The 15,162-nt window shown below is 67.5% G+C and carries 11 protein-coding genes and 9 tRNA genes; 2 read left to right on the top strand and 18 right to left on the bottom strand.

The window, feature by feature from the left end; translation table 11 throughout:
• Positions 1–102: 102 nt before the first annotated feature.
• The 14 genes from FKV24_RS05075 to FKV24_RS05140 all read right to left on the bottom strand — a co-directional run bounded on the left by FKV24_RS05075 (position 103) and on the right by FKV24_RS05140 (position 8,733).
• Positions 103–179 (bottom strand) — tRNA-Asp (locus tag FKV24_RS05075).
• A gap of 124 nt (positions 180–303) precedes the next feature.
• A tRNA-Asp gene (locus tag FKV24_RS05080) sits at positions 304–380 on the bottom strand.
• Between the two features lie 123 nt (positions 381–503).
• Positions 504–580: transfer RNA gene (locus FKV24_RS05085), tRNA-Asp, on the bottom strand.
• A 63-nt stretch (positions 581–643) separates the two neighbouring features.
• Positions 644–718: transfer RNA gene (locus tag FKV24_RS05090), tRNA-Val, on the bottom strand.
• A gap of 70 nt (positions 719–788) precedes the next feature.
• Positions 789–1,061 carry an HU family DNA-binding protein gene (locus tag FKV24_RS05095; RefSeq protein WP_111266062.1) on the bottom strand — a complete coding sequence of 91 codons (273 nt, stop codon included), beginning with the start codon at positions 1,059–1,061 and terminating at the stop codon, positions 789–791.
• Positions 1,062–1,309: 248 nt separating this feature from the next.
• Positions 1,310–3,760 carry an endopeptidase La gene (gene lon, locus FKV24_RS05100; protein WP_141481612.1) on the bottom strand — a complete coding sequence of 817 codons (2,451 nt, stop codon included), beginning with the start codon at positions 3,758–3,760 and terminating at the stop codon, positions 1,310–1,312.
• A 530-nt stretch (positions 3,761–4,290) separates the two neighbouring features.
• Positions 4,291–5,586 carry an ATP-dependent Clp protease ATP-binding subunit ClpX gene (gene clpX / locus FKV24_RS05105; protein ID WP_111266059.1) on the bottom strand — a complete coding sequence of 432 codons (1,296 nt, stop codon included), beginning with the start codon at positions 5,584–5,586 and terminating at the stop codon, positions 4,291–4,293.
• Between the two features lie 164 nt (positions 5,587–5,750).
• Positions 5,751–6,377, bottom strand: a complete 627-nt coding sequence (clpP, locus tag FKV24_RS05110) for an ATP-dependent Clp endopeptidase proteolytic subunit ClpP (protein WP_111266058.1) — start codon at positions 6,375–6,377, stop codon at positions 5,751–5,753.
• 218 nt (positions 6,378–6,595) lie between these two features.
• Positions 6,596–7,894: a trigger factor gene (gene tig, locus FKV24_RS05115; protein ID WP_141481613.1), complete on the bottom strand. Its 1,299-nt coding sequence runs from the start codon at positions 7,892–7,894 to the stop codon at positions 6,596–6,598.
• A 181-nt stretch (positions 7,895–8,075) separates the two neighbouring features.
• Positions 8,076–8,160, bottom strand: a tRNA-Leu gene (locus FKV24_RS05120).
• 126 nt (positions 8,161–8,286) lie between these two features.
• A tRNA-Lys gene (locus FKV24_RS05125) sits at positions 8,287–8,362 on the bottom strand.
• An 81-nt stretch (positions 8,363–8,443) separates the two neighbouring features.
• Positions 8,444–8,520 (bottom strand) — tRNA-His (locus FKV24_RS05130).
• Between the two features lie 24 nt (positions 8,521–8,544).
• A tRNA-Arg gene (locus tag FKV24_RS05135) sits at positions 8,545–8,621 on the bottom strand.
• Positions 8,622–8,656: 35 nt separating this feature from the next.
• Positions 8,657–8,733: transfer RNA gene (locus tag FKV24_RS05140), tRNA-Pro, on the bottom strand.
• Positions 8,734–9,115: 382 nt separating this feature from the next.
• Between FKV24_RS05140 and FKV24_RS05145 the strand changes: the two genes are divergently transcribed.
• A complete protein-coding gene (locus FKV24_RS05145) occupies positions 9,116–9,874 on the top strand; it encodes a Bax inhibitor-1/YccA family protein (RefSeq protein WP_111266056.1) in 759 nt (252 codons plus the stop codon).
• 74 nt (positions 9,875–9,948) lie between these two features.
• Here the strand turns inward: FKV24_RS05145 and FKV24_RS05150 are convergent, their stop codons facing one another.
• The 4 genes from FKV24_RS05150 to grxC form a co-directional block, all read right to left on the bottom strand.
• A complete protein-coding gene (locus FKV24_RS05150) occupies positions 9,949–11,331 on the bottom strand; it encodes a Na+/H+ antiporter NhaC family protein (RefSeq protein ID WP_141481614.1) in 1,383 nt (460 codons plus the stop codon).
• Positions 11,332–11,986: 655 nt separating this feature from the next.
• Complete coding sequence (locus FKV24_RS05155; protein ID WP_111266055.1) at positions 11,987–12,994, bottom strand: isocitrate dehydrogenase; 1,008 nt, start codon at positions 12,992–12,994, stop codon at positions 11,987–11,989.
• 236 nt (positions 12,995–13,230) lie between these two features.
• Entirely contained in the window at positions 13,231–13,626 is a 396-nt protein-coding gene (locus FKV24_RS05160; protein WP_111266054.1) for a carboxymuconolactone decarboxylase family protein, read from the bottom strand.
• 127 nt (positions 13,627–13,753) lie between these two features.
• Positions 13,754–14,032 carry a glutaredoxin 3 gene (gene grxC, locus FKV24_RS05165; protein ID WP_170288219.1) on the bottom strand — a complete coding sequence of 93 codons (279 nt, stop codon included), beginning with the start codon at positions 14,030–14,032 and terminating at the stop codon, positions 13,754–13,756.
• Positions 14,033–14,291: 259 nt separating this feature from the next.
• Between grxC and FKV24_RS05170 the strand changes: the two genes are divergently transcribed.
• Positions 14,292–15,162: M48 family metalloprotease (locus tag FKV24_RS05170; RefSeq protein ID WP_141481615.1), on the top strand; the 871-nt coding region annotated here is incomplete at its 3' end.

The raw sequence follows: 15,162 nt of genomic DNA on the forward strand, positions 1-15,162 counted from the left end.
CGACCGGCGGCGCCGGACGGGCGACGGAGCCGTGCGCCGCCGCGGTGGGGGCGGCGGCCCCCGCAAAAAAAGAAGGCGCCCGAGGGCGCCTTCCGGTACGACTGGCGGAGCGGACGGGACTCGAACCCGCGACCTCCGGCGTGACAGGCCAGCATTCTAACCAGCTGAACTACCGCTCCACGTTGTTGACCGATCGCGTGCCGGCCGTTGGGCCGGCGGTCCGCGCCCCGCAGGATGGTGCGGGAGCGGCAGGACCGTGCCGCTAAAAAAAGAAGGCGCCCGTGGGGCGCCCTCCGGTACGACTGGCGGAGCGGACGGGACTCGAACCCGCGACCTCCGGCGTGACAGGCCAGCATTCTAACCAGCTGAACTACCGCTCCGCGCATTTGACCGATTGCGCCGGCCCGCTGGGGCCGACTTCCCGGGGCCTGCCTGGCTGACGACAGGATCCGGGACTCTCACTTTATGACGAAGGCGCCCAGCGGGCGCCTTCCGGGTATTGCTGGCGGAGCGGACGGGACTCGAACCCGCGACCTCCGGCGTGACAGGCCAGCATTCTAACCAGCTGAACTACCGCTCCGCGCTATTGCAAACACTTCATCACACCCTGGTGCGGTCTGCAGCCATGGACCGCAGCGATCAGTGGTGGGTGCTGAGGGTTTCGAACCCCCGACCCTCTCCTTGTAAGGGAGACGCTCTACCACTGAGCTAAGCACCCGGTGTGTCCTTCGGCGCCGATCGGGATGCGGCCTGGACCGCGACCCGACCAGTGCCGCCGGCCGAGCTCGTTAGTTTACTGCATCCTTCAGCGCCTTGCCAGCCTTGAATGCAGGATTCTTCGAGGCCTTGATCTTGATGGTCTCGCCGGTCTTCGGGTTGCGACCCTGGCGAGCGGCGCGCTTACGGACCTGGAAGGTGCCGAAGCCGACCAGGGTCACGGTGTCGCCCTTCTTGAGCGCCTTGGTGATCACGCTGACAAACGCATCGACGGCACCGGCAGCATCGGTCTTGGACAGATCAGCCGCTTCGGCGACGGACTCGATAAGCTCAGCCTTGTTCATTCGTTTTGACTCCCTTTGCGGACTTCGCCGCCTTGTTCTGAAAACCGGAGAAGCTCGACTCCCGACCTCACTGCCGGAATCGACACCGGTCGATTTGACCACGCACCGCAGCTTACTTACGACGAGCAGGCTTGCGACAGCGCGAGGTTGCGCTCGTTATACCAGCGGGTGCCCGACCCAGCAAGCCTGAAAGCTAGCTCTGGCGCGGCTTTCAGGCTTCATCACGCGATCCTGACGAACGGCTGATGTCAATGCTTGACACCCGCCCGAGATACCTCCTCGTCCTTGCCGCGTACCGGCAGCTCACCCGGCCCGGACACCGGCGACGGCGACACCGGCCGCTCCAGCGCGATCTCCAGTACCTCATCGATCCACTTGACCGGCTTGATGTCCAGGCCCTGGGTCACACTCTTGGGCAGATCCACCAGGTCCTTGCGGTTCTCCTCCGGGATCACCACCGTGCTGACGCCACCACGCAGCGCCGCGAGCAGTTTCTCCTTCAGTCCGCCGATCGGCAGCACCCGTCCGCGCAGGGTGATCTCGCCGGTCATCGCCACCTCGGCCTTGACCGGATTGCGGGTCAGCATCGACACCAGCGAGGTCGCCATCGCAATGCCGGCACTGGGACCGTCCTTGGGCGTCGCGCCCTCGGGAACGTGCACGTGCACGTCGTGCTTCTGCAGGAAGTCCAGGTCGATGCCCAGGCTCTCGGTGCGCGCGCGCACCACCGACAGCGCCGCCGACGCCGACTCCTTCATCACGTCGCCCAGGTGGCCGGTCAGCAGCAGCTGGCCCTTGCCCGGCACCAGGGTCGACTCGATCTGCAGCAGATCGCCGCCGACCTCGGTCCAGGCCAGCCCGGTCACCAGGCCGATCTCGTTCTGCTCCTCGGCGCGGCCGAAATCGAAACGGCGCACCCCGAGGTACTTGTCGAGGTTCTTCGGGGTCACGCTGACCGCGCCCTTCTTCGCCTTGGGCCCGGCCAGTGCGATCTCCTTGACCACCTTGCGGCAGATCTTGGCGATCTCGCGCTCCAGGCTACGCACGCCCGACTCGCGCGTGTAGTAGCGCACGATGTCGCGCACCGCGGCCTCGGACACCTTGATCTCGTCCTCCTTCAACCCGTTGCCCTTGATCTGCTTCGGCAGCAGATAGCGCATCGCGATGTTGAGCTTCTCCTCCTCGGTGTAGCCGGGGATGCGGATCACCTCCATGCGATCGAGCAGCGGACCGGGGATGTTCAGCGAATTGGAAGTCGCGATGAACATCACCTCGGACAGGTCGAGGTCGACCTCCAGGTAGTGATCGTTGAAGGCGTTGTTCTGCTCCGGATCGAGCACCTCCAGCAGCGCCGAAGACGGATCGCCGCGGAAGTCCATCGACATCTTGTCGATCTCATCGAGCATGAACAGCGGATTCTTGGTGCCGGCCTTGTTGAGGTTCTGCACGATCCGGCCCGGCATCGAGCCGACGTAGGTACGGCGGTGACCGCGGATCTCGGCCTCGTCGCGCACGCCGCCCAGCGACATGCGCACGAACTTGCGGTTGGTCGCCTTGGCGATGCTCTGGCCAAGCGAGGTCTTGCCCACGCCCGGCGGGCCGACCAGGCACAGGATCGGGCCCTTCATCTGCTTCACCCGGGTCTGCACGGCGAGGTACTCGAGGATGCGCTCCTTGACCTTCTCCAGACCGAAGTGGTCGGCGTCGAGCACGTCCTGGGCGGACTTGAGGTCCTTGCGCACCTTGCTGCGCTTCTTCCACGGCACGCCCAGCACCCAGTCCAGGTAATTGCGCACGACCGCCGCCTCGGCCGACATCGGCGACATCTGCTTGAGCTTGTTGAGCTCGCTCTTGGCCTTGGCCTCGACCGGCTTGGGCATGCCGGCCTCGGCGATCTTGCGGGTCAGCTCCTCGACGTCGTTGGGCGCGTCGTCGATCTCGCCGAGCTCCTTCTGGATCGCCTTCATCTGCTCGTTGAGGTAGTACTCGCGCTGGCTCTTCTCCATCTGCGACTTGACCCGGCCGCGGATGCGTTTCTCCAGCTGCTGCACGTCGATCTCGCCGTCGACCAGGCCGACCAGCTGTTCCAGCCGCTCGCCGATGCCGTGGGTCTCCAGCAGCTTCTGCTTGTCGCTCAGGCGCACGCCCAGGTGCGCGGCGATGGTGTCGGCCAGCCGCCCCGGTTCGTCGATCCCGGACAGGGTCTGGATCAGCTCCGGCGGCAGCTTGCGGTTGGTCTTCACGTACTGCTCGAACAACCCCATCAGCGAACGGCTGATCGCCTCCAGCTCGCGCGGGTCGCGGTCCAGCACCGGGGCGACGACCTCGGCGTGGCCGGCCAGCAGGCCGTCGCGCTCCTCGACGTCGTCGACCTTGACCCGGGACACACCCTCCACCAGCACCTTGATCGTGCCGTCGGGCAGCTTCAGCAACTGCAGGACCTGCGCCAGGGTACCGGTCGCATACAGGTCGTCGGCGCCCGGATCGTCGATGTCGGCGGACTTCTGCGCGACCAGCAGGATGCGCTTGTCGGCCTCCATCGCCACGTCCAGCGCGCGGATCGACTTGTCGCGGCCGACGAACAGCGGGATGACCATGTGCGGAAAGACGACGACGTCGCGCAACGGCAACACCGGCAGGTCCAGCGTCTCGCGACCGGTCTCGGGGTCGGAAGCGGCACTGAGGGGGGAATCGGTCATGGGCTCTCCAGGAACTCAGGGCAAACGGCCCTTGGCCACGGTTATGGGGGCCTGCGCGAACAGATGCAAGCGGCGCTTCGGAGCGCGCCGGACGCGGCGCGGGCAAACCAAGCCAAATCAGTCGCTTGCAAACGAAAACGCCGCCTGTTTCCAGGCGGCGTCAATAACCGGTGCCAGCGCCACTGCGGCGCCCCGCCGGTCACGGATGCTATTTGTTGAGCTCCTCGATCGCATCGGCGGCCAGGACCGGCCCCCATCGTAGCCGGGCGCCTCGATGCCGCGGGCGGTGTTCGGCAGCGCGTCCAGGTCCTGGGCAATTGGTCGCCGACGGCCTGGAGCTCCACATCAGCGCGACGGCGCCGGCGACATGCGGACTCGCCATCGAGGCCCGCCAAGTTCCTGACGGCCGCGTGGCAACGGCAACGAGAGCCTCGAGTCTGGGCAAGAACCCGCGCAGGAAAACAAAGACGCCGCGCGATGCGCGGCGTCCGGATGGCGACGATGGGTCGGCACGGGCCGGCCCTGGCGGATCACTCCGCCGAGGCGACCTTGGCCGACGCCGTGCCCGGCGGGTTCTGGTAGATCAGGTAGGGCTCGGACTTGTGCTCGATGACCGACTCGTCGACCACGACCTTGCTGACGTTCTCCAGCGACGGCAGGTCGTACATCGTGTCCAGCAGCACCGACTCGACGATGGTGCGCAGGCCGCGCGCGCCGGTCTTGCGCTTGAGCGCCTTGCGCGCGATCGCGGTCAGCGCGTCGGGGCGGAACTCCAGCTCCACGCCCTCCATATCGAACAGCTTGCGGAACTGCTTGGTGATCGCGTTCTTGGGCTCGGTCAGGATCTGCACCAGGGCCGCCTCGTCGAGCTCCTCCAGGGTCGCGACCACCGGCAGGCGGCCGACGAACTCCGGAATCAGGCCGAACTTGATCAGGTCCTCGGGCTCGACCTCGGCGAGGATCTTGCCGATCTCGATCTTGCGCTCGGCGCTCTTGACCTTGGCCCCGAAACCGATGCCGCCGGCCTCGGTGCTGCGCTGGCGGATGATCTTGTCCAGCCCCGCGAACGCGCCGCCGACGATGAACAGGATGTTGCGGGTATCGACCTGCAGGAACTCCTGCTGCGGGTGCTTGCGCCCGCCCTGCGGCGGCACGCTGGCGACGGTGCCCTCGATCAGCTTCAGCAGCGCCTGCTGCACGCCCTCGCCCGACACGTCGCGGGTGATCGACGGGTTGTCGCTCTTGCGCGAGATCTTGTCGATCTCGTCGATGTAGACGATGCCCTGCTGCGCCTTGTCGACGTCGTAGTCGCACTTCTGCAGCAGCTTCTGGATGATGTTCTCGACGTCCTCGCCGACGTAGCCGGCCTCGGTCAGGGTGGTCGCGTCGGCCATCGTGAACGGGACGTTGAGCATCCGCGCCAGGGTCTCGGCCAACAGGGTCTTGCCCGAACCGGTCGGACCGACCAGCAGGATGTTGGACTTGGCCAGCTCGACGTCGTCGTTGCGCTGGCGGCTCTCGATCCGCTTGTAGTGGTTGTAGACCGCGACGGCGAGGGTCTTCTTCGCCCGCTGCTGGCCGATCACGTACTGGTCGAGGACCTCGAGGATCTCCTTGGGCTTGGGCAGATGGCTGCGTGCCGACTGCGCCTTCTCCTCGAGCTCCTCGCGGATGATGTCGTTGCACAGCTCCACGCATTCGTCGCAGATGAACACGCTGGGGCCCGCGATCAGCTTGCGGACCTCGTGCTGGCTCTTCCCGCAGAACGAACAGTAGAGGATCTTGTTGCTGTCGGTAGGGGGTCGGCCTTGTCGGTCGTCGCTCATGCTCTTGCCCAAATGTTGCGTGTGCCGTGCACCGGCTCCGGCCCTGCCGGAGCCACCGATGCGATTCGAGAATAGCACAGCGATCCGGCCCGGCAGCCGGGTCGGATCGCTTGCTTAAAGTCGTTACAAATCAAAAACTTGCAAACCAGATTCCGAGCGCCCGCTCAGGCCGCCTGGACCGAGTCGTCCGGACGGCGCTCCAGCACCTGGTCGACCAGTCCGTACTCGCGGGCCGCCTCGGCGCCCTTGAAGTTGTCGCGCTCGGTATCGTGGGCGATCGTCTCCAGCGCCTGTCCGGTGTGCTTGGACAGGATCTCGTTCAGGCGCTGGCGCATGCCCAGGATCTCGCGGGCATGGATGTCGATGTCGGTCGCCTGTCCCTGGAAGCCGCCCAGCGGCTGGTGGATCATCACCCGCGAGTTCGGCAGCGCGTAGCGCTTGCCCTTGGCGCCGGCGGCCAGCAGCAGCGCGCCCATCGACGCGGCCTGGCCGACGCAGATCGTGCTCACGTCCGGCTTGATGTACTGCATGGTGTCGTAGATCGCCATGCCGGCGGTGACGATGCCGCCCGGCGAGTTGATGTAGAAGCTGATGTCCTTCTCGGGGTTCTCCGCTTCCAGGAACAGCATCTGCGCGACGATCACGTTGGCCACGTGGTCATCGACACCGCCGACCAGGAAGATCACCCGCTCCTTCAGCAGCCGCGAGTAGATGTCGTACGCGCGCTCGCCGCGGCTGGTCTGTTCGACCACCATCGGCACCAGGTTGAGGGCTTGGGTTCGGTTGTCCATATCGGTACGGCACCTGCGGTACGTGTGGGGTGATGCTTGCAAAGTTGGGGCCAATCGCGGTCGGACGCAAGTCCGGGATGGCCCGGGTTGCCGGCTCCGGTCACGGCCTGTCGCCGACGCGGTGCCCACAACGGCGATGGCCGGCCCGGCGCGTGCGCCAAACCGGCCATGCCCGTCGCCGGAACCCCGCGGGCCCGGCCGACCCTCCGTCGCCGGTGTTACTGGCGGATGGCCTCGGCGAAGCTCAGCGCCTGCTCGGTGTGCTGGGCGCGCTCGGCGATCCAGTCGATCACCTGCTCCTCCATCACCCGCGCCTGCAGGCTGTTCATCAGCTGCGCGTCGTTGCGGTACAGCTCGATCACCTGCTGCGGCTCCTCGTAGGTCGAGGCGATCAGGCGCAGGGTCTCGTTGACCCGCGCCGGATCCAGCTTCAGCTCGTTGCGACGGGCGACCTCGCCGACGATCAGGCCGACCAGCACGCGCTTGCGCGCCTGCTCGGTGAAGCCCAGGTGCGCGTCGGCCGGGACCTCGCCGATCTGGCGGCCCTGGCGGCGCGCCTGCTCGATGGTCTGGCGGGCCATGTCGCGGGCCTCGTTCTCGACCAGCTTCGGCGGCATCTCGACCTCGGCATAGGCGGCGATCAGCTGCTCGCCGACCTCGCGACGCAGCCGGGTCATCAGCGCGCCCTTGAGCTCGCGCTCCAGGTTGGTGCGGATGTCGGCGCGGAACTGCTCCGCGTCGCCGCTCTTGACCCCGAAGCTCTTGATGAACTCGGCGTCGACCTCCGGCTGCACCGGCTCGGACACCTTCACCGCCTTCAGATGCACGTCGACCTTCTTGCCGGCGAACGCGGGCATGCGCCAGTCGGCCGGGAACTCGACCTCGACCTGCTTTTCCTCGCCGGCCTTGAGCCCGGCCAGGGCGGTCTCGATCGCCGGGAACATCGCGCCGGAGCCGAGCACGGTGGTGCCGCGCTCGACGCCCTCGGCCGGCACCCGCTCCTCGCCGGCCTGCGACCAGGTCTCGACCTCGACCGCATCGCCCTCGGCGGCGGCACGCTCGACCGGGTTCCAGCTGCGACGCTGCTGGCGCAGGTTCTCGATCATGGTGTCGATGTCGGCGTCGGCGACCTCGGCGGTATGGCGGATGACGTTGAGCTTCTCGACGTCGATGTCGCCGAAGTCCGGGACCACTTCGAAGGTGGCCACATAGGCCAGGTCCTCGGCGCCCTCGACCGGCTCGATGCTCGGATTGCCGGCGATCTGCAGCGACTGATCGCGCACGGCGTCGCGGAAGCCTTCGCGCAACATGCCGTCGAGGATCTCGGCGCGCACCTGCTGGCCGAAGCGCTGCTCGATCACCTTGGCCGGCACCTTGCCGGGGCGGAAGCCCTTGATCTTGGCGCCGCGCGCGATCTCGCGCAGACGGCCGCCCACCTGGGCCTCCAGCCGCTCGGCCGGGAGGCTGAAGGTCATGCGGCGTTCGAGGTTACCGACGGATTCAACCGAAACTTGCATATCCACTCCTGCTACCGGGGCACGCCGCCGCGGCACGATGTTGTTTGAGCTGTCCAGATGCCACCTGCACCCGTGCAGGCGGCGGAACGGGGTATTTTCGCCGATCGGGCGGCCGGTTGCCAGCACCGCCGCCGCAATGCCCTGCGGGGAGCGCCGGGCGCGGGCCTGGCCACCCCGAGGATGGTGCGAAAGGGGGGACTCGAACCCCCACGCCTTGCGGCACTGGAACCTAAATCCAGGGCGTCTACCAATTCCGCCACTTTCGCGATACGCGCCGCCCGGAGGCGGCCCCGGCATTCTAGAGGCAGGCGCCGCCGGCGACGAGCCTTGCCGCCCGCCGCCGCCCCGCCGGCAAAAAAAAACACCCGGCGCGGGCCGGGTGTCTTTCGATTTGGTGGGCCGTCAAGGATTCGAACCTTGGACCTATTGATTAAGAGTCAACTGCTCTACCAACTGAGCTAACGGCCCAAATCTGGGAGCGGGATAATAGCAGACCCGCTCGCTTTGGCAAACACCCGGCATCGAAAAAATTTCGCCTGCCGAGATGGGTGGGGTGGCTGAGGGGATTCGAACCCCCGACCACTGGAATCACAATCCAGTACTCTAACCAACTGAGCTACAGCCACCACAAAAGCTTTACCGCAAACAACTGGCGCGCCCGGCAGGACTCGAACCTGCAACCACCGGCTTAGAAGGCCGGTGCTCTATCCGGTTGAGCTACGGGCGCGTGGTCCGCAATCTTAACCGGCATTGGCAGGCGGTTGGTCGGGGCAGAGGGATTCGAACCCCCGACCCTCTGCTCCCAAAGCAGATGCGCTACCAGACTGCGCTATGCCCCGAAGCCGGGCCCTTTCGATGCGCGCCAACGCCGCGAAAGGTCGGACATTTTGGGCATGGCCCGTGCTGCTGTCAACGCGCACGTGCAGGCGGCATGGGCCGGCGCGGTTTCCGCCCCCGCCCCCGCAGGCGCGTCGGCAATCGCGTTCCCGCGCCGGACGGGCCTGAACGGACGGCGGCGGGCGCCGGGTACGGCCCGATCCGGCAAGCTGACTGCCAGCTGAGCCATGGTCCGGGCGGTGTATGCTCGCGGCCTGGAACGATCGCCCGCCGCTGCCGCCAGCCGCGGCGGGCCGGGTCTTCGACCTGGTCCCGAACCCAGGTCGCGAATCCAAGCCTCCAACCCAATTCCCGAACCCAAGCGAGTCATCCAAAGGAGCACGCATGCGCAGCGGCAACCCGGCTTTGAAGGAATCCACTTTTCTCGACCTCGCCAGCGGCACCGTCGTCCGCAACCCCGGCGACGCGATGACCCTCAACGGCACCGTCAACAAGACCGGTGTGCTGTTGCTGCTGTGCGTGATCACCGCCGCATTCGCCTGGAACCAGGTCGAGTTCACCCTTGACGGTCCGGTCGGTGCCGCTCCGTACATGTGGGGCGGCGCGATCGGCGGCCTGGTGCTGGCCCTGATCACCGTGTTCAAGAAGGAGTGGTCGCCGGTGACCGCGCCGCTGTACGCGATCGTCGAAGGCTTCTTCCTCGGCGCGATCTCGGCGATGTACAACCACCTGTACGAAGGCATCGTGATGCAGGCGGTGCTGCTGACCTTCGGCACCCTGTTCGCGCTGCTGTTCGCCTACCGTTCCGGCCTGATCAAGGCGACCGAGAACTTCAAGCTCGGCATCGTCGCCGCCACCGGCGGCATCTTCCTGGTCTACATGGCGAGCATGGTGCTGGGCATGTTCGGCATCCAGATTCCGCTGATCCACGAATCCGGCATCATCGGCATCGGCTTCAGCCTGTTCGTGGTGGTGATCGCGGCGCTGAACCTGGTGCTGGACTTCGACTTCATCGAGACCGGCGTCGAGCACGGCGCACCCAAGTACATGGAGTGGTACGGCGCGTTCGGCCTGCTGGTCACCCTGGTCTGGCTGTACATCGAGTTCCTGCGCCTGCTGTCCAAGCTGCAATCGCGCAACTGAGCGTCGCCCGTCGATGCGAACAAAAAGGGCGCCCGCGGGCGCCCTTTTTCGTGGCCGTCCCGTATGGCCAGCCGCTACTCGATACGCGACCCCGCGCGCCCCTGCCCGGCAGTCGACGCCACCGCCGCATCGCGTCGCCGTGTCGGCCACAGCATGAACGCGATCGCGGCCACCGCCAGCAGCCAGCAGTAGTAGACCCGGCCGGCGATCAGCAGCGGCGACAGCCCGGCCAGCGAACCGGCCAGCAGGATCTGCGCGCCATACGGCAGCACGCCCTGCATCACGCAGGAAAACACGTCGAGCAGGCTGGCGCTGCGCCTGCCGCTGATGCCGTGGTGGTCGGCGATGTCCTTGGCCAGGCTGCCGCTGATCAGGATCGCGACGGTGTTGTTCGCGGTCAGCGCGTCGCTGCCGGCGGCCAGCGCGGCGATGCTGGCCTCGCCGGCACGGCGGCCCTTGTGGCCGCGGGCGAAGCGCGCGATCGTCTGCGCCAGCCAGTCGAGCCCGCCGCAGGCCTTGATCAGCGCGGCCAGTCCGCCGATCAACAGCGCCAGCAGGGTGATCTCGACCATGCCCTCGAAGCCGAGATAGATATCGCCGGCGAAGCTGACCGCGTCGTAGCCGGCGCCGGCGACCGCGCCCAGCACGCCGGCCACGACCAGGCCGATGGCCAACACCAGCACCACGTTGACGCCGGCCAGTGCCAATCCCAGCACCAGCAGGTACGGCAGCACCAACCAGCGGCTGACCGGGTCGTCCGGCGCCTGCACCGGGGCGACATCGCCCATCACCGCCAGCATTGCCAGGGTGACCGCCGCCGCCGGCAGCGCCATCTTCAGATTCTCGCGGAACTTGTCGTGCATCCGGCAGCCCTGGCTGCGGGTCGCGGCGATCGTGGTGTCTGAGATCACCGACAGGTTGTCGCCGAACATCGCCCCGCCGACCACCGCGCCCAGCACCAGGCCGGCGTCCAGCCCGGCGGCGTCGGACACGCCCAGCGCGACCGGCACCACCGCCGCGATCGTGCCCATCGAGGTACCGATCGCCAGCGAGATGAAGCCGGCGACCAGGAACAGGCCCGGCAGGATCAGCGCCGCCGGCAACGCGCCCAAGCCCAGCGCGACTACCGCATCGACCGCGCCCACCGCCTTGGTCACGGTCGCGAACGCGCCGGCCAGCAGGAACACCAGGCACATCAGCATGACGTTCGGATGCCCCATGCCGGCCAGCATCGTGTCCAGCGGCGCGACCCCGCGCCGCCACGCCAGCCATGCCCCCAGCGCCAGCGCCGGCAGCACCGCGACCGGCGCCCGCAGCTGATAGAAGCCCATCGCCTCGCCGTGACTGGTGAAGTAGACGCCGGCGCCGAAGAACAACAGCAGGAACAGCAGCAGCGGCGTCAAGGCGACCGCGCTGGGGCGAACCGGCGACACGGCAGCAGCGCCGCTTTTTTTCATCTTTTCATCCGAATGAAGGAATATAGCCGCGCCATTCTGCGGCAGCGCGGTGGCGCTGTCGAGATCATGACGCAGGGGACGCCATCCGGCTGCGACGGTGGCTGTAAGTGCCCTGCCCGCCGTCGCGCCGCCATTCGCGCTGCACGCGAACCGCCCCCCTGCCTCGGGGGAATGCGCCCATGCGGTACCTCATCTCGCAGGAGCGGCGTAGGCCGCGATGAAGCCTTCCCATGAAAGCCCGATCGCGGCTTACTCCGCTGGGTCGCGTGTGACCCAGCCCCCCTGAGTCAGGGGGCGATTCGCATCGCAGATGCGAATGGGGGTGTGGAAGCGCAACGGTGGGGCCCGAGGTTTGCGAAGCGAACCTTGGGAGATATCCGCGCGCAGCCGGATATCGTCCCCCCCTGAGTCAGGGGGCGATTCGCATCGCAGATGCGAATGGGGGTGTGGAAGCGCAACGGCGGGGCCCAAGGTTTGCGCAGCGAACTTTGGGGATCCCCCGGGCACAGCCCGAGGATCGCGGCTTGCGCCGCTCCTACGGTCCCCTGTCGCCCGAGTGGTCCCAGGGTTGCCCGCCGCAAACAGGGGTGCCCGCCGCAAAAACAAACGGGGCGCCCGAAGGCGCCCCGTTCGAGGTCCGGATCGGCCGGCCCACTCAGACCCGGCTGGCGATCGCGCGGGCGAACGACATGGTGTCGCCGCTGCCGCCCAGGTCGGGAGTCAGCGAGTCCTTGGCCTCGAGCGTGGCGATGATCGCTTCGCGCAGCTTCGCCGCCTTCTCCGGCAGGCCGAGATGGTCGAGCATCTGCGCCGCGCCCAGCAGCAGCGCGCAGGGGTTGGCCTTGCCCTGGCCGGCGATGTCCGGCGCGGTGCCGTGCACGGCCTCGAAGATCGCCGCATCCGAGCCGATGTTGGCGCCCGGCGCCAGGCCGAGACCGCCGACCAGGCCGGCGCACAGATCGGAAATGATGTCGCCGAACAGGTTGGTGGTGACGATCACGTCGAACTTCTCAGGCTGCATCACCAGCTTCATGCAGCAGGCGTCGACGATCATCTCGTCGCACTCGATCTCCGGATACTCCTCGGCGACCTTGCGCGCGGTCTTCAGGAACAGGCCCGAGGTCGACTTCAGGATGTTGGCCTTGTGCACCACCGTGACCTTCTTGCGGCCGGTCTTGCGGGCCAGGTCGAAGGCGTAGCGGACGATGCGCTCGGAGCCGCGACGGGTGACCTTCTGGGTCAGCACCGCGGTCTCGCCGTCGGCCGACAGCTCCTGTCCCTCGCCGATGTAGGCGCCCTCGGTGTTCTCGCGGACGGTGATCAGGTCGACACCGCTGGGAAAGCGCGACTGGGTGTTGGGGAAGCTCTTGGCCGGCCGCACGTTGGCGTACAGGTCGAAGCGCTTGCGCAGCTCGACATTGATCGAGGAGAAGCCCTCGCCGACCGGGGTGGTCAGCGGGCTCTTCAGCGCCACGCGGTTCTTGCGGATCGAGTCCATGGTCGCCTGCGGCAACAGCTCGCCGTGCTTCTCCAGCGCGGCCAGGCCGGCATCGGCCTCTTCGTACTGCAGGCCAAGCTGCATCGCGTCGAGCACGTGCAGGGTGGCGTCCATGATCTCCGGGCCGATGCCATCGCCACGGATGACCGTAATCGTCTGCGTCATAGGGGATCTTCCAGCTTTGGGGCGCCAGGGGGAGAGGTACGGCGCCGAATGGTTAACCGTTCAATTATGCCTGAGACGCGGTTTCTTTTCAGATGCAACCATCGTCCACTGCCGCTGCGCCGGCCTTGACGCGGGCCGCCAGCGGCGTCGGCCGCAACGGCGAAAGCCCCGCATGGCGGGGCTGTGGGGCGGGCATCGGCACCCGGGAATCGAGCCGGGCCCGAGCCCGGCCGTGCTCAGGCGTGGTCGTGCGCGGGAGCGGTCGCGGTGACGTCGTCGCCGCGCTCCAGCCGGTCCAGGAAGTCCACCGCGCGGCGCATGTGCGGGATCACGATCGAGCCGCCGACCACCAGCCCGACCGAGAACGCCTCGAACATCTCCTCCCGGCTCACCCCCGCCTCGCGGCACTGGGCGACGTGGTAGCTGATGCAGTCGTCGCAGCGCAGCACCATCGACGCGACCAGGCCGAGCAGCTCCTTGGTCTTCACGTCCAGCGCACCGCCCTGGTAGGTCTGGGTATCGAGCGCGAAGAAGCGCCGCACCACCTGGTTGGGCTCGGCGAGGATGCGTTCGTTCATGCGCTTGCGGAACGCGGTGAACTCGGCGATACGGTCGTTGCTGTCGTTGCTCATGGGGTGTCCGGTCGAGAAAGGGGTGGCCGCTTCGCCAGTCCCTCCGGCGAAGCGGTCCGGGTTGCGGATCGTGCGGTCCGGCCAGCCGTGGCCGGAAATCCGGTCGGCGCCGCGCGGGCGGCCCGCCTCAACCCGCCAGCAGCGGATCGAGACCGCCGGCGCGGTGCAGCGCGATCATGTCGTCGTAGCCGCCGACATGGGTATCGCCGATGAAGATCTGCGGCACGCTGGTGCGCCTCGCCCGCTCGATCATGCGCGCGCGCTCGGCCGGATCGAGGTCGATCCGCACTTCCTTCCATTGCTGCCCACGGCTCTTGAGGAAGTTCTTGGCCGCCACGCAATACGGGCAGATGGCCGAGGTGTAGAGGGTGATCTCGGGGCCGGTACGGTCGGTCGGGGCGTTCAAGTGCGGACTCCTGTGGAAACTCGTGGCGCATGCCGTGGTCCAAGCATGCCGACGGAGGGAATATGGCCCCCGCGGGCGCGCTTTTCCAGCCGATCGGATACCACCACCGGCGGAACGCAGCGTGGCAGACTGGCAACGGCTCCCGACCCGGTTACCGGAGATTCACGCCATCGACGGCGAGCCGGCCCATGCTCGGGGCCACCTGCCCGCACCTGTCCGCCGACGATCCGTTCCCTCGCAGAGGTTCCATCGCAGCGCCATGTCCCCGCAACGCATACGCCCCCTCGCCGCCGCCGTCACCCTGGGCCTGGCCATCGTCTGTACGCCGGCGCGCAGCCCGCACGCCCAGGACGCCAAGCTGCCGGATATCGGTTCGTCCGCCGGCGAGCTGCTCAGTCCCGTGCAGCAGGAGCAGTACGGCGCGATGATGCTGGCGCAACTGCGCCACTACGAATACGTGCTCGAGGACCCGCTGATCGACAGCTGGCTGGAGAGCATGGGCAACCGCCTGGCCGCGCACAGCGACCGGCCGGCCCAACCGTTCACCTTCTTCATGATGCGCGACCGGCAGATCAACGCCTTCGCCACCCTCGGCGGCTACATCGGCGTCAATGCCGGCCTGGTGCTGGCCAGCGAACGCGAGGACGAGGTCGCCGGCGTGCTCGCCCACGAGATCGCCCACGTCACCCAGTACCACGTGCTGCGCGGCGTCGAGCGGGCCCAGCGCGACCAGGTTCCGATCCTGCTGGCGATGCTCGGCGCGCTGGTCGCGGCCCAGGCCGCCGGCGGCAACTCCGCCGACGACGCGGCCCAAGCGGCGATAGCCAGCGCGATGGGATTGATGCAACAGCGGCAGATCGACTACACCCGCTCGAACGAGCAGGAAGCCGACCGCATCGGCATCCAGACGCTGGCCCGAAGCGATTACGACCCGGTCGCGATGGCCGATTTTTTCGCGACGATGCAGGCAAAATCACGGACGAACGCCGCGGGTTACTACGACTTCCCCGACTATCTGCGCACCCACCCGGTGACCACGATGCGGATCACCGAGGCCAAGCAGCGCGCCGAGCAGTTGGCGGGCCCCGGCGGCGGCTCGGTCTGCGTGCGCGCGCCCGACGGCAGCGACG

This window comes from Marilutibacter maris (assembly GCF_006546735.2).
Taxonomy (GTDB): Bacteria; Pseudomonadota; Gammaproteobacteria; order Xanthomonadales; family Xanthomonadaceae; genus Marilutibacter; species Marilutibacter maris.